Genomic DNA, 14,198 nt, shown 5'->3' with positions numbered 1-14,198 from the left:
CAAGCAACTCATCAGGAAATAGCGTCGAACGACAGCGAATTTTTAATCAACGCCCAATGCGCCGCCTCGGCATCCCCAAGCTTCTCCGCCTTCACATAACTCAAGGCGATCATCTTGCGCGTGCCCGGTATCACCAAGGCCAGCTGGTACTGAAATACCTTGTCATTGCCCTTGTTGAATTGGCTGCGCAGCTCGATGCCTTCCACCTCCTGCGCGGCGCCCAAACGCACGTCCACACCCGGTTGATAGCGTAAATCCTGCACCTGTTTTTCCAGGCGCTGGAGCTGGTCGTTGAAGTTGCTGTGCAGGGTTTCGCCGTCAGCCAACAGGCTGCGGCTGACGATCAGGGATGTGCCCAACTCCGGGAACTTGAGGATATTGATCGTCGCGTCCTGCAACTCACTGGCGGGCAATTGGAACTGGAATTCGTTGATTCGGTACGTCATGGCAAACGGGTCTCGTCAGGAGCTTTTAGGCGCGGGGAAGGCGGCTTTGATATTGGCGTCGATGGCGCCTTTCTGGCCCTGGCCGTCGGGCGTGGCGCCAGGGCCGCCGCCGTTGTTCAGGTGCAGCACGCCGCCGGTATTGAACTCGGCATCGCCGCTGGCGTAGAAGCTGATTTGCACGCCGGTCAGGTTGATCTGCCCACTGGCGTTGAGCTCCAGGATGCTTTCACCGCAGACCAGGCGCAGGTTTTCGCCCACTTCGATGACATAGCTCTGGCTGATGCTGTCGGTCTTTCTCTGGCCCACCGAGAGGATGTCTTCCTGCTTGACGATGCGCAGGCGGTTGTTGCCGATGGTCACCGTCTCGTTATGGCCGATACTTTTATTGCGGTCGTGCCCGACGGAATGACTTTCATCCACCTCCACCACAATGTCCTGATTACGCTCGGCATGGATATACAACTGCTCCAACCCCTTCTTATCCTCCATGCGGATTTCATTGAAGTTGGCCGGCGTGCCGCCTTTGCTGGAGCGACTCTTCATGCCGCTCTGGGTCGCGTTCTCCGGCAGGTCGTAGGGCACCGTCTGCTCGGCGTTGTACACCCGCCCCGTAATGATCGGCCGGTCAGGATCACCTTCCAGAAAGCTCACAATCACTTCCTGGCCGATCCGTGGAATCTGCATCGAGCCCCAGTTCTTGCCGGCCCAGGATTGCGACACGCGGATCCAGCACGAGCTGTTTTCGTTGGATTGGTCGTGGCGGTCCCAGTAAAAGTGCACCTTCACGCGGCCGTACTGGTCGGTCCAGATTTCCTCGCCTTTGGGGCCAACCACCAATGCTGTCTGCGGGCCTTTGACGATGGGGCGGTGGGTGGTGGCCAGCGGGCGGAAGCTTTGCTGGGCGTCGATGCAGCTCAGGCTGCTTTCGAACTGCGCCGAACCCGAACCACCGCCGCTTTCCAGGCTTTCCTGGACGATGTAGTAGCGGCAGCCGACGATCAGGTATTCGCGGTTCTGGTCCTGGCGGCTGAAGCCGGTGAGGCTGAACAGGTGGCCGGAACCCAGGCCACGGGCATTGCCGGCGAACTCGACCTGTTCATGCAGGGTTTGCAGGGCTTCGATGCGGGTGCGCGCGTAGTGTTCGCCGTCGGCGCTTTGCACGTAGGTACCGGGGTAGTCGTACAGCGGATAGTCGCCGGCGGTGTGCGGGCGCGGCATGGCCGAACGCACGTCGATGCTGGCGCTGGGGCGCTGGAAGTCGTAGTCGTTGAGCTCCAGCGAGCCCGGCTGAACCTCCTGCGCCAGGTGCCAGTTGTGCATGTGGTCGCGTTCGCGCTGCTGCTCGTCCTTGGGGTAATACGGGATCGACGCATAGCCCGGCACCGTGGTGTGGGCGCCATAGGCGTCGGCCAGCACCAGCACATGGCGGTCCTGTTCATGGCGGAAGAAGTAGTAGATGCCTTCCTGTTCCATCAGGCGGCTGACGAAATCGAAGCTGGTCTCGCGGTACTGCACGCAGTATTCCCACTCGCGGTACGGCCGGCTCAGGGCGTCTTCGAAGTCGGAAAACCCCAGGTCGCGGAACACCTGCTTGATGATCTGCGGGATGCTCAGGTTCTGGAAAATCCGGCAGTCCGAGGTGCGAGTCAGCAGCCAGAACCACGGGCGCAGCGTCACCTGGTAACTGGCGAACTGGCCCTGGTCGATGTTCTGGCTGCAGCGCGCGACGATGCCGTGGAAGTGCCGCTCACCACCGTCCGCCAGTTGCAGACCGACGCTCATGGGCTTGCCGAGCAACTGGTTGAGGTCGATGTTGGCGTCCAGGGACGTCAGTTGCAGTTCATAGTTGAACAGGCGGCCCAGCTCTTCGCCGCCGCCCATTTCATTGAGCAGCAGCACATCCGGCCCGAGGGGGCTGGTGATCTTGGCCAGGCGTGAGGCTTGGTTGAATAGCATCGGGCGTCTCGAAAATGACTAAATAACTGAAGAAACTGAGTTCAAATGTGGGAGGGGGCTTGCCCCCCGATAGCAGTGTGTCAGTTGATGTATCAGGCGACTGATTCACCGCCATCGGGGGCAAGCCCCCTCCCACATTTGCATTGCATTCCAACAGTCGTTATTCGGCGTCGCTGAAGTCGTAATGCAGCTCGTTATCCCGGCTGCTGATGCGCACACCCGCCAATGCCTTGCCTTCGAGCATGCGCGTGAGGAATTCACGGCTCATGTCCGGCAACAGGCTGTTGGTGAGGATGGTGTCGATCATGCGCCCGCCGCTTTCGGTCTCGGTGCAGCGCGAGACGATCAGGTCGACCACCGCGTCGTCGTAGTCGAAGGCGACCTTGTGGGTCGTCTCCACGCGCTTCTTGATGCGGTTGAGTTGCAGGCGGGTGATCGCCTTGAGCATCTCGTCGCTCAGCGGGTAGTACGGGATCGTCACCAGGCGGCCGAGCAAGGCGGGCGGGAAGATCTCCAGCAGTGGCTGGCGCAGGGCCTTGGCGATTTCTTCCGGCTCGGGGATGTTCGCCGGGTCCTTGCAGACCTGGGAGATCAGCTCGGTACCGGCGTTGGTGGTCAACAGGATCAGGGTGTTCTTGAAGTCGATCACCCGGCCTTCGCCGTCTTCCATCACGCCCTTGTCGAACACCTGGAAGAAGATTTCATGCACGTCCGGGTGGGCTTTTTCCACCTCGTCCAGCAGCACCACGCTGTAGGGCTTGCGCCGCACCGCTTCGGTCAGCACGCCGCCTTCGCCGTAGCCGATATAGCCCGGTGGCGCGCCCTTGAGGGTGGACACCGTGTGGGCTTCCTGGAACTCGCTCATGTTGATGGTGATCACGTTCTGCTCGCCGCCGTACATGGCTTCGGCCAGGGCCAGGGCGGTTTCGGTCTTGCCCACGCCGGAGGTGCCGGCCAGCATGAACACGCCAATCGGCTTGCTCGGGTTGTCGAGGCCGGCGCGGGAGGTCTGGATGCGCTTGGCGATCATCTGCAGGGCGTGATCCTGGCCGATGATGCGTTTTTTCAGGTGCTGGTCGAGGTTGAGCACGGTTTCCAGTTCGTTGCGGGCCATGCGGCCCACCGGGATACCGGTCCAGTCGGCGACCACCGAAGCCACGGCCTGGTAATCCACGGTCGGCAGGATCAACGGGGTTTCGCCTTGCAGCGCGGTGAGGCGCTGTTGCAGGTCGACCAGTTGCGCACGCAATTCATCGTTGCCGCTGTCCACGACGCCGGCCTTTTCGCGCAGGGTTGCACGAGTGGCGAGCAGCTCATCCACCAGGGCTTTCTCTTCGGCCCAGCGGCTTTCCAGGGTCGCCAGGCGCTCACGCTCGGCGCTTAACAGGGCTTCGCTGTTGCTCTGGCGCGCGCCAATGGCAATGCCGATGGCATGCTCGCGGGCGATGATTTGCAGCTCGGTTTCCAGGGCTTCGATGCGGCGGCGGCTGTCGTCCACTTCGGCCGGCACCGCGTGCAGGCTGATGGCGACGCGGGCGCAGGCGGTGTCCAGCAGGCTCACGGATTTGTCCGGCAGCTGGCGCGCCGGGATGTAGCGGTGGGACAGTTTCACCGAGGCTTCCAGGGCTTCGTCGAGGATCTGCACCTGGTGGTGCTTTTCCATGGTCGAGGCCACGCCGCGCATCATCAACAGCGCCTTGTCTTCCGACGGCTCGGCCACTTGTACCACCTGGAAGCGGCGGGTCAGGGCCGGGTCTTTCTCGATGTGCTTCTTGTACTCGGCCCAGGTCGTCGCGGCCACGGTACGCAGGGTGCCACGGGCCAGGGCGGGCTTGAGCAGGTTGGCCGCGTCGCCGGTACCGGCAGCGCCACCGGCACCCACCAGGGTGTGGGCTTCGTCGATAAACAGGATGATCGGCTTGGGCGAGGCCTGGACGTCTTCGATGACCTGGCGCAGGCGCTGTTCGAACTCGCCTTTCATGCTCGCGCCGGCTTGCAGCAGGCCCACGTCGAGGCTGCGTAGTTCCACATCCTTGAGTGCGGGCGGCACGTCACCGGCGACGATGCGCAGGGCAAAACCTTCGACCACGGCGGTCTTGCCCACACCGGCTTCACCGGTGAGGATCGGGTTGTTCTGGCGGCGGCGCATGAGGATGTCCACCAATTGGCGGATCTCTTCGTCACGGCCCACGATCGGATCGAGCTTGCCGCTGCGCGCTTGTTCGGTGAGGTCAACGGTGAAGCGCTTGAGGGCTTCCTGCTTGCCCATCGCACTCGGTGCCATGGCGCCGCTGGCCTCGCCCGGCACGGCGCCGGCATTGAAGCCGTCGCTGGCAGTCAAAGCGTTTTCCGGCGAATCACCGACGTATTCGTCAAACCGCTCGCTCAGGGCTTCGGCCTTGATCTTGTCGAACTCCGAGGACAAGCCCAGCAGCGCATGGCGCAGGCTTGGCGTCTTGAGGATGCCCAGCACCAGGTAGCCGGTGCGCACCTGGCTTTCGCCGAACATCAGGCTGCCGTACACCCAGCCGCGTTCCACCGCCTCTTCAACATGGGAAGACAAGTCAGTGATCGACGTCGAGCCACGCGGCAGGCGGTCCAGGGCTTCGGTGAGGTCTCGGGCCAGGCGCGCCGGCTCGACGTTGAACTGGCGGATGATGCGGTGCAGGTCCGAGTCCTGCAGTTGCAGCAACTGGTGGAACCAGTGGGCCAGTTCCACGTACGGGTTGCCCCGCAGCTTGCAGAACACGGTGGCGGCTTCGATGGCCTTGTAGGCCACGCTGTTGAGTTTGCCGAACAGTGCGGCGCGACTGATTTCACCCATGCTCTGGATTCCTTGAGGTGGTGGCTTGATCGGCGTAATGCCGGGCCAGGATTAGGTCGTTGGCATCAACCGCAGGGCAGCCGAGCCAGGTGTTGAAGCCCAGGCGGAACTGGCCATTGAGTTGCAGCGCCGGTACTTCGGGTTGTTGCAGAACCAGGTTCAAGTCCCAGTCCAATTCATGGCCCAGGTACTCGGCCACCCACGCCACCAGCTCGTTGAACGGCTGGCTGCCGGGCAGCATGCCCATGTAGTCGTCCAACTTGAGCGGGCCCAGGCGGATGCGGAATTTATGCTGGCGGTCCCACACGTGGCTGCCCAGGCAGAAGTCCACCCCCAGCTGGTGGGCGCTCACGCCCACGCGGCTGCGTTCGGGCAGTTCCAGCCATTGGCCGACGTATTCTTCGATCTCCACCGGCAGGCCGAAATACTCGCCGAGGATCGCCTTCAAACCGTCCGGGTAGCGGGTTTGTGCCGACAGGTGGCCGCTGTAGTGCAGCTTCGCCGTGTCCGGAATCAATCCTTGGTTAAGCAGGCTCGGCATGCCCCGGCCACTCAAGGCAGCGAGGCGTGCGGACCAGTAGTCATCGTCCGGGCGGTCGTGGCTGACCGTCGGCCGCGCCTCGGCCCAGGCCCGGTAAAACAGGCTCAGCAGGCGGTGGTGGAAGACATCCAGGAACTGCTTGCTGGTGCTGTCGGCGTTGTTGCGCTGGCGCTCGCGTACGTACTCGGTGATATGCAGCGGCAACGGGCCGTTGGGGCCACCCAGGCCGAAGAAGAACTGTTCCAGCCGCGCCGGTTTGCCGTCGCCGCCGGGATCGACCGAGGCCAGGGTGGCCGGGGCGAAGGTGCAATCGGCCTGTTGCCCCAGGCGCAACGGGTCATCCGCCAGGCGCAGGGAATGGCCCAGGCGCGGCAGCTCGGGCGATTCGCACTCGATACGCCGCAACGCCTGGAAGAAATCGTATTCCCAGGGTTCCTGATGCATCGCATCCAACGTACTCACAGGGTCGGACGACGCCCGGGCTTGGCTTTCCATCGCATGATCTCGCCGCGTTCGGTGGTACGGATCACCGTCTCGGTAAAACTGTTGATCGACACGTAGCGTGCCAGGAAGCGTTCCAGCACCGCACCGAGCAGGAACACGCCGGTGCCGCGAAACGCGTTTTCATCGAACTCCAAGGTAATTTCCAGGCCGCGGCCAAACACAATCGGGCCGGGCATCGGCAGGCGCCGGGTAACGGCCTTGCTGCTGACGTCGCGCAAGCCTTCGATCTGCAATTGCAGGGCCGCGTCATTGCTGTCGCCATACAGGCGCAGCAGTTCGCGCAATGCCGCCGCGCCCTGGCCTTGCTCGCTCAGGGACAAATAGTTGAGCGACAACTGGCTGATCAGGCGCCAGGCCTTGGCGTCATGGGCATGGCTGGCGCGTGGGCGGCTTGGCCCGGCGACGCAACGCACGGATAACACCGGCGCGCTGTCGGCCAGGGTGAAGTCGGTCTTGCCGTTGCCCACGCTCATGAACAACGGCAGGTCGCGGTTGGTGCACAGCGCGGTCACGCCGAGTTGGCGCAGGTCATGGCGATACGGCGCCTGGCGGCTGTCGACCAGGCTGACAAAGGTTTCGCTGCCCACATAGGTGGAGCGCGGGCCGTTGCGGCGCTGGTCGCTGGACAGCACCCGCGGCTCGCGGCGCACGGTGTAGTACGCCTGGTCGCGGCCATAACGGGATGGATCGCGGACCGCATAGAACGGCAAAAAGGGCTGCTCTGGCCCGGTGCCGTGGCCGGTGATGCCGCTCAACGAATGAATCTCGAAATCCATCGGCCGCGTGCGGTCGGCGATCACGTGGTGCTCGTTGACCCGGTCGGACAAGTGGATGCGGTCCACGCGCTTGGGGAACAGGTTGATCGCCGGGGTGCAGAACGGCAGGAACTGCGCCGCGCCGACGCTGCCTTCCAGGCTTGGCTCGTGACGGTCGAACAGCACGATCAGCTCCAGCTCCTGGCCGTCGCAACGCTTGACCGCGCGGCTCAGCTCGGCGAATTCGACGAACAGGAAACGGTGGGGCAGGGCGAAGTATTCCTGCAACAGGCGATAGCCCTGGAAGGCCCGCGCGACCACCGGCATGGCCGCATCGGCGTCGTCGAAACCCCGCGAGCGCAACGCGTCCTGGGGCAGGCGCTCGACCCAATCGCCACCGGGCTTGCGCGCAAACACCGCGCAGGCGTTGCCCAGCAGTTGTTCGTAAAGGCGGAACGGCTGCTCGTCGGCACCGCTGAGGTACAGCGGCAGGTTGTCCAGGTCGAGGCTGTTGAACGGCAATTCGGCGCCGGTACGCAGGGTCAGGCGCAGGCCGGCCTTGGCTTTCGGCTCGCTGGCGGCCAGGCGCCCGAGCACGGCGGCGGGGTTTCCGAAGTACTCGGCGTTGCTCACCTGCAACGGCCACAACGTCACCGGATGTGCGGTGCGGTACTCGCAGCAGGTCTGGGTTTCGCGGCCCAGGGCGGCGCGCAACACGGTGTCGCGCGGCAGCGGAAAGCCGCTGGCCAGGGAGCCTTCGTCGGGGTCGGTGTGCAATTGCACCACGGTCATCGATGGCGTCGGCGCCAGGTAGTGCGGGTAGGCGATTTCCAGGAGGTTGTGGGTGAAGGTCGGGTACTCGGCGTCGAGTTTGAGCTGTACGCGGGCAGTGAGGTAGGCAAAGCCCTCAAGCAGGCGTTCGACGTACGGGTCGGCGCAGTCCATACCGGACAGGGTCAGCCGACTGGCGATCTTCGGGTATTCCTTGGCGAACTCCGCCGCGCTTTCGCGCACGTGGTGCAGTTCCTGGTTGTACAGCTCCAGCAGGCGCGGGTTCATGGGCGTCTCCGCTGGTCGGCATTCACCACGCGCACATGGCCGGATTCCAGGTCGAGGTCGGTTTGCAGCAACAGGCGCAAGGGCACCGGCTGTGCCCACAGGTCGCCTTCGATCTCGAAACTCAGGGCGTTGTGATTCATCTCGCCATGGCCGACGCGGGCTTTGACGCGCAGCGTGTGGCGCAGGATGCGCGGTTCAAAGGTGGCAATCGCCTGGTAGATCAGGGCTTCCAGGGCCTTGATGTCGACGCTGGAAACGCTGTTGCCGGCCAGCGCCGGCAGGCCGTAATTGACCACCGAGGTACCGGCCTGTGTGTGCAGCGTGGCGTCGGCATCGAGCAACGACGTGGTATTGAGCAGCCACGCCAGGTCGCGCAGCACCGAGGCTTTCAATTGGGTCAGGGACAGCACGCGTTTATCGGCGCTTTCCTTGGGATTGGTTGGGTCGTCGTCGGTCAACCGGTCCAGCAGGGACGGTTGCAGACGGTCGCGGGAAGCGATTTCAGTTACCACCAAAGCAGCTCCACGGACGGGTTGCGAGAGGGACAAAAGGCTTGTGGCCGTGGCGTAAAGCCACGGCCACAAGCGCTATCAGTGCTATCAGCGCTTGGTGTTGGAACGGATGTTCCAGCCAAACTTGATCGCGCCGCCGTCTTTGGTGCCGTCGGCTTTCTGTGGCTGGTAGTCGACCATCACTTGGGCGAAGTTCAGGGTGACGTTTTCAGTCAGGCGGTCATCGCCGCCCGAACCGCCGGTGCTCAGGGACGTTACCAGCACTTCTTCCAGGTTGATCACCATGTACTCGACCTGGCTTTCGCCACCGGCCTTACGCACGGTCAGCTTGACCTTGTCGATGTGTTTGCCGCTGGCGCAGTGCATCATCAGGTTCGGCGAGGCCTTGTCGACGTACTTGGTCAGCGACAGGTCCTGGATGTTCACCTTGCCCGCGCCGCCGCCACCGCCAACGTGCATGTTGCCGGACTGGGCCATGCCCCAGCTCCAGTTCAGCACGTCGATTTCGTCCTTGTGGGCCTTGTCCATGGACTCGCCCTTGATGTCGCCGATCTTGATGAAAATATCAACAGCCATGTTTTCTCCCTGTGTGGCTCTTGCCACTGAATTTGAGTGACTCCAAATGGGCAGTGCTTTTGTGTGGGAGGGGGCTTGCCCCGATGCAGGCACCTCGGTGTGTCAATCACACCCCAGTGATGCTATCGGGGGCAAGCCCCCTCCCACAGAAGAGCCAGCTCATCCGTGGGTTAGGCGCTTTTCGCCGAAGGCAGCTTCGATACCAGGCGCAACGACACGGTCAGCCCTTCGAGCTGGTAGTGCGGGCGCAGGTAGAACTTGGAGTTGTAGTACCCCGGGTTGCCCTCGACGTCTTCCACGATCACCTCGGCGGCGGCCAACGGGTGCTGGGCCTTGGTGGTCTCGGTGGAGTGCGCCGGGTCACCGTCGACGTAGTTGAGGATCCAGTCCTGCAACCAGCGCTGCATCTCGTCCTTCTCTTTGAAGGAACCGATCTTGTCGCGCACGATGCACTTCAAGTAGTGCGCGAAACGGCAAGTGGCGAACAGGTACGGCAGGCGCGCGGCCAGGTTGGCGTTGGCGGTGGCGTCCGGGTCGTCGTATTCGGCCGGCTTCTGCAACGACTGGGCGCCGATGAACGCGGCGAAGTCGGTGTTTTTCTTGTGCAGCAGCGGCATGAAACCGTTCTTCGCCAGTTCCGCTTCACGGCGGTCGCTGATGGCGATTTCGGTCGGGCACTTCATGTCCACGCCACCGTCATCGGTAGGGAACGTGTGGGCCGGCAGGTTTTCCACTTCACCGCCGGACTCCACGCCACGGATGCGCGAGCACCAGCCGTAGTGCTTGAACGAACGGTTGATGTTCACCGCCATCGCGTAGGCGGCGTTGGCCCAGGTGTACTTGGAGCTGTCGGCGCCGTCGGTGTTTTCTTCGAAGGCGAAGGCTTCCACCGGGTCGGTCTTGGCACCATAGGGCAGGCGCGCCAGGAAGCGCGGCATGGTCAGGCCGATGTAGCGCGAGTCTTCCGATTCACGCAGCGAGCGCCAGCCGGCGTATTCCGGGGTGGTGAAGATCTTGGTCAGGTCGCGCGGGTTCGACAGTTCCTGCCACGAGCCCATGCCCATCACGGTCGGCGATGCCGCAGCAATGAACGGGGCGTGCATGGCGGCGCAGACTTTCGACAGCTCGCCCAGCAGTTCCACGTCCGGTGGCGACTGGTCGAAGTAGTAGTCGCCCACCAGGCAACCATAGGGTTCGCCGCCGAACTGGCCGTATTCTTCTTCGTACATCTTCTTGAAGAGCGGGCTCTGGTCCCACGCGGTGCCCTTGAATTTCTTCAGGGTCTTGTGCAGGTCCGGCTTGGAGATGTTGAGCACGCGAATCTTCAGCTGCTCATCGCTCTCGGTGTTATTGACCAGGTAGTGCAGGCCACGCCAGGCGCTTTCCAGCTGCTGGAAATCCTGGTGGTGGATGATCTGGTTGACCTGGGCGGTGAGCTTGGCGTCGATGGCGGCGATGATCGATTCGATCGATTTGATCGCGTCGTTGGACACCAGGTCGGTTTGCGCCAGGGCCTGTTCGGCCAGGGTGCGCACGGCGGTTTCCACGGCTTCGCGGGCACGCTCGGTCTTGGGCTTGAATTCCTGCATCAACAAGGATGCGAACTCGCTGGTTTCCTCGGTTGCACCCAGGCTCTGGGTGCCTTCGCGGGCGGTATTGTCAGTCATGATTACTGGTCCCCTGCAGGCTTAGGCGCACTGGCAAGTGCCTGGAGCAGTGCCGGGTCCTTGATCGCCTTCATGATGATTTCTTCAGCGCCAGTCTTGCCGTCCATGTAGGTCAGCAGGTTGGCCAGCTGGGTGCGGGCTTCGAGCAGTTGCTTGAGCGAGTCGACCTTGCGGGCCACGGCGGCCGGGCTGAAGTCGTCCATGCTTTCGAAGGTGATGTCCAGGCTCAGGTTGCCTTCGCCGGTCAGCTCGTTGGGTACGTGGAATGCCACGCGCGGCTGCATGGCCTTGAGGCGCGAGTCGAAGTTGTCGACGTCCACTTCAAGGAACTTGCGGTCGGCCACCGGCGCCAGAGGCTCGGCAGGCTTGCCGGCGAGGTCGGCCATCACACCCATCACGAAGGGCAGCTGGACCTTTTTCTCGGCGCCGTAGAGCTCGACGTCGTACTCGATCTGCACTCGAGGCGCGCGGTTGCGCGCGATGAATTTCTGAGAACTTTGCTTCGCCACGTTGCTGCTCCTGGTCGCTTGAGCGACGGTGTTGTTACTGCGCAGTCGAGCGGCTTACTCGCCGTCCGGGCCGCGCAGGTTTTCAAATTGGGACATCCCATCGGGAATCAGATTGCGCACGATGGCCGCGAAGTCGGCGTGCACAAGATGCTTGGCCCGGTTCAGCAACACCGGCAACGGGCTCGAAGGCTCGTGCCGGGTGTAATACGCAAGGATCTTGTCGAGGCTGCGCAGCACGTCATCACGGTTGCTGATGTCGCCGCTGGGGCGAGGTGCGGCGGGGGCAGCGGCGAAGTCCACCGAGGGGGCATTGTCGTCACTGACGGCCTCGGGTTCGCTGCTGGCAGCGCTGTTCGGAACAAACTGGTTGAGCACCTGCAGCGCCTGCTTGAGCGGTTGCTTCAACAGGCTGAGGTCCACGCCTTGGGCGGAACCCACCTGGTCGCTGACCTGCTGCTCGATGGCTTCGCAGGCGGCGCGTGCGGCGCTCAAGGCGTCGCGGGTGGCTTGCAGGTGTTCGGGGTCGCTGTCGAGGAACGCGGCGTTGAGCTGCTGGGCGCCGAGCTGTTCGTCGGGGAAACTCATCAGGCCGCTGGCGTTCAGCGCGGCGCGCAGGCTCACAGGGCCGAAGGTGCGCGAGCGCGTGAGGATGCTTTCGCGCAGCAGACGAATGGTCGCATCGCTGGTCAGGCCGGAGAGGGCGTTGATGCGTACGGTGGGGTCGTTATCGTCGTCGGCATCCAGGCGCGGGTGCAGGTCGGCCCAGTATTCGCGCAGCAGCGCATTGATCAACGTGAGGACTTCAGCCAGCCCGGCCGCACCCTGGAGGGCGAGGGAGCTTTGCAACAGGAAATGGGTGATGCGCAGGTCTTTGCTGCGCTGCAGCAAGTCGAGGCTCTGCTGCTGGATGCTGCGCCATTCCGGCGGCTCGGCGGGCAGGATCGAATCGCCCATGCTGCGCTCGGGTTGGCCCTTGGCATCACGCTCCAGCTGGAGAAAATCCGCGTCATATTCCATGTCTTCGCCACAGGGCGAACTGGCGGAAACGGCGGTGAGCAGCAACGGCACATCCACTGAAATTGATCTCCCTATCGGCCCGTTGTTAGATGGCGGGCAATGCATGCATTAGTTGCACAAGGAACTTTGCATGTTTTCTTGGTCATATAAGCAAGATGCCACTAATGTGCCATCACTGGTATTCAAGAAGTTGTGCATTTTTGGTGTAGTACTTATGCCTTGTCAAGGTAAGCTATTCGCCCTCTGTGACAGATGTGCGGTGCTTAACAACCTGTGCGACTGGTGGGTCGAACGACGCACCGGCATAGGATTTTTGTCATGGAGCCCAGTTAAGATCAGCGATCATGCTGGCATCAGCAGGTTTTGAACGGTCGATTGCACGACCTGATGGGGATCTCCCGGGCGTCGCTGTCCCTGGGGTCGACTGCGCGCGAAGTATCAGCAAGGAGGCAAGATGTCGCTGTGTTTGACTATCACTAGTTATCACAAGATTACCCCCGGGCAATGCTCGGAAAAGTCCATGAACCAGGGCTCGATGGCTATCGGCCGCAGCTCGGATAATGACTGGGTATTGCCTGATCCCGAGCGCCTGGTGTCTTCGCAGCACTGCGTTATTCAATACAAAGATGGTCGTTATTATTTAACCGATAACAGTACAAACGGTGTGGAGTTGGTTAACGCCGGCATCCGTTTGCGCAGGGGTAACAGCGAGCTGTTGCAGGATGGCGAGCTGATCCGCATCGGCGATTACGAGATCCAGGCGCGGATCGACTTCAACGTGCAGGCCATCGACAGCCAGCCGTTCGCCGGTGATTCGCCGAACAGCTTTGAGGCCCTGATGGGCGCCGTGGCGAACAAGCCCGCGCCGACGCCGGTGATTGCCCCGCAATTCCAGGGCGCTTCGTCGATGGACACGCTGCCGGACCTGTTCGACTTCCTCAGCCCCACCACCGTGCCGCCGCCCACCGTGGCCGACCATGTTCCCAGCGAACAACACGACTTCCGCCCGCCGACCCCGGTGGCGGTACCCGTGGTCGAGACGCCTGTGGTCTCGGGCTCGGTGATTCCCGAAGACTGGGACCTGTTTGGCGACACGCCGGCACCGTTGGCCAGTGCGCCTCCGCCACCGCCACCCGCACCGATCATCCAGCCGCCACCCGTGGTCGAGCCAGCGCCCCCTGTAGCCGACACCCGGCAGCCCGATCTCTTGCAAGCCTTCCTGCGCGGTGCCGGCCTGGACCAGTTGCGCCTGGACAAGGCCCAGGCGGAGGCGCAGATGGAAAACATCGGCCGCAGCTACCGCCTGATGGTCGAAGGCCTGATCGACGTATTGCGTGCCCGCGCCAGCCTCAAGGGTGAGTTCCGCATGCAGCAGACCATGATCCAGCCTGCCGAAAACAATCCGTTGAAATTCGCACCGAATGCCGACGAAGCGTTACTGCTTTTGCTTCGCCACGGCAACCAGGCGTTTATGGCGCCGGACATTGCCGTGCGCGACAGTTTTGATGACCTGCGCGCCCACCAACTGGCGGTGATGGCCGGGGTGGAAGCAGCGATCAAGCACCTGCTCACGCGCTTTGAACCGGCGCAACTGGAAGAGCGCATGGGCAAGCCCGGCGGGCTGTCGAACCTGTTCGCCGGCTCGCGCCAGGCCCAGTACTGGCAGCAGTTCACCGAGCTCTACAGCAATATTTCCCGCGAGGCCCAGGAAGATTTCCAGGACCTGTTCGGCCGTGAATTCAGCCGGGCCTACGAAGAACACAGCGCGCGACAGCGTCGGTAAAACCGCGCCGCAACCTATGGATTAACGGATAGCTAAGTACGTCATTGAG

Annotated in this window: 11 protein-coding genes; 1 reads left to right on the top strand and 10 read right to left on the bottom strand. The window is 62.7% G+C overall.

Features of this window, described 5'->3' with window-relative positions; all coding sequences use genetic code 11:
• Positions 1-11: 11 nt before the first annotated feature.
• From FX984_RS18705 to tssA, 10 genes are all read right to left on the bottom strand, one after another.
• A complete protein-coding gene (locus tag FX984_RS18705; protein ID WP_027608258.1) occupies positions 12-446 on the bottom strand; it encodes a DcrB-related protein in 435 nt (144 codons plus the stop codon).
• Between the two features lie 15 nt (positions 447-461).
• On the bottom strand, positions 462-2,402 hold the full coding sequence (locus FX984_RS18700; protein WP_146476951.1) for a type VI secretion system Vgr family protein: 1,941 nt from the start codon (positions 2,400-2,402) through the stop codon (positions 462-464).
• A gap of 160 nt (positions 2,403-2,562) precedes the next feature.
• Positions 2,563-5,226: a type VI secretion system ATPase TssH gene (gene tssH, locus FX984_RS18695; RefSeq protein WP_027608260.1), complete on the bottom strand. Its 2,664-nt coding sequence runs from the start codon at positions 5,224-5,226 to the stop codon at positions 2,563-2,565.
• Positions 5,219-6,262 (bottom strand): type VI secretion system baseplate subunit TssG, encoded by a 1,044-nt coding sequence (gene tssG, locus FX984_RS18690; protein ID WP_027608261.1) that lies wholly within the window; start codon positions 6,260-6,262, stop codon positions 5,219-5,221. The genes tssH and tssG overlap by 8 nt, the downstream gene beginning before the upstream one ends.
• Positions 6,226-8,085, bottom strand: a complete 1,860-nt coding sequence (tssF, locus tag FX984_RS18685; protein WP_065937972.1) for a type VI secretion system baseplate subunit TssF — start codon at positions 8,083-8,085, stop codon at positions 6,226-6,228. The genes tssG and tssF overlap by 37 nt, the downstream gene beginning before the upstream one ends.
• Complete coding sequence (gene tssE / locus FX984_RS18680) at positions 8,082-8,597, bottom strand: type VI secretion system baseplate subunit TssE (protein ID WP_027608263.1); 516 nt, start codon at positions 8,595-8,597, stop codon at positions 8,082-8,084. The genes tssF and tssE overlap by 4 nt, the downstream gene beginning before the upstream one ends.
• Positions 8,598-8,684: 87 nt before the next feature.
• A complete protein-coding gene (locus FX984_RS18675; protein WP_015886558.1) occupies positions 8,685-9,173 on the bottom strand; it encodes an Hcp family type VI secretion system effector in 489 nt (162 codons plus the stop codon).
• A 170-nt stretch (positions 9,174-9,343) separates the two neighbouring features.
• Positions 9,344-10,840, bottom strand: a complete 1,497-nt coding sequence (tssC, locus tag FX984_RS18670) for a type VI secretion system contractile sheath large subunit (protein WP_027608264.1) — start codon at positions 10,838-10,840, stop codon at positions 9,344-9,346.
• 2 nt (positions 10,841-10,842) lie between these two features.
• Complete coding sequence (tssB, locus tag FX984_RS18665; RefSeq protein WP_017135823.1) at positions 10,843-11,349, bottom strand: type VI secretion system contractile sheath small subunit; 507 nt, start codon at positions 11,347-11,349, stop codon at positions 10,843-10,845.
• A 54-nt stretch (positions 11,350-11,403) separates the two neighbouring features.
• Positions 11,404-12,423: a type VI secretion system protein TssA gene (gene tssA / locus FX984_RS18660; RefSeq protein ID WP_027608265.1), complete on the bottom strand. Its 1,020-nt coding sequence runs from the start codon at positions 12,421-12,423 to the stop codon at positions 11,404-11,406.
• Between the two features lie 397 nt (positions 12,424-12,820).
• On the opposite strand from tssA, the gene tagH reads away from it, so the two are divergent.
• Positions 12,821-14,149 (top strand): type VI secretion system-associated FHA domain protein TagH, encoded by a 1,329-nt coding sequence (gene tagH, locus FX984_RS18655; protein WP_098480710.1) that lies wholly within the window; start codon positions 12,821-12,823, stop codon positions 14,147-14,149.
• Positions 14,150-14,198: the final 49 nt, after the last annotated feature.

It is taken from the genome of Pseudomonas marginalis, from assembly GCF_008692035.1.
Lineage (GTDB): Bacteria > Pseudomonadota > Gammaproteobacteria > Pseudomonadales > Pseudomonadaceae > Aquipseudomonas > Aquipseudomonas marginalis.
The sequence above is the reverse complement of the archived record's forward strand: the minus strand, read 5'-3'. Positions and strand labels throughout refer to the sequence as shown.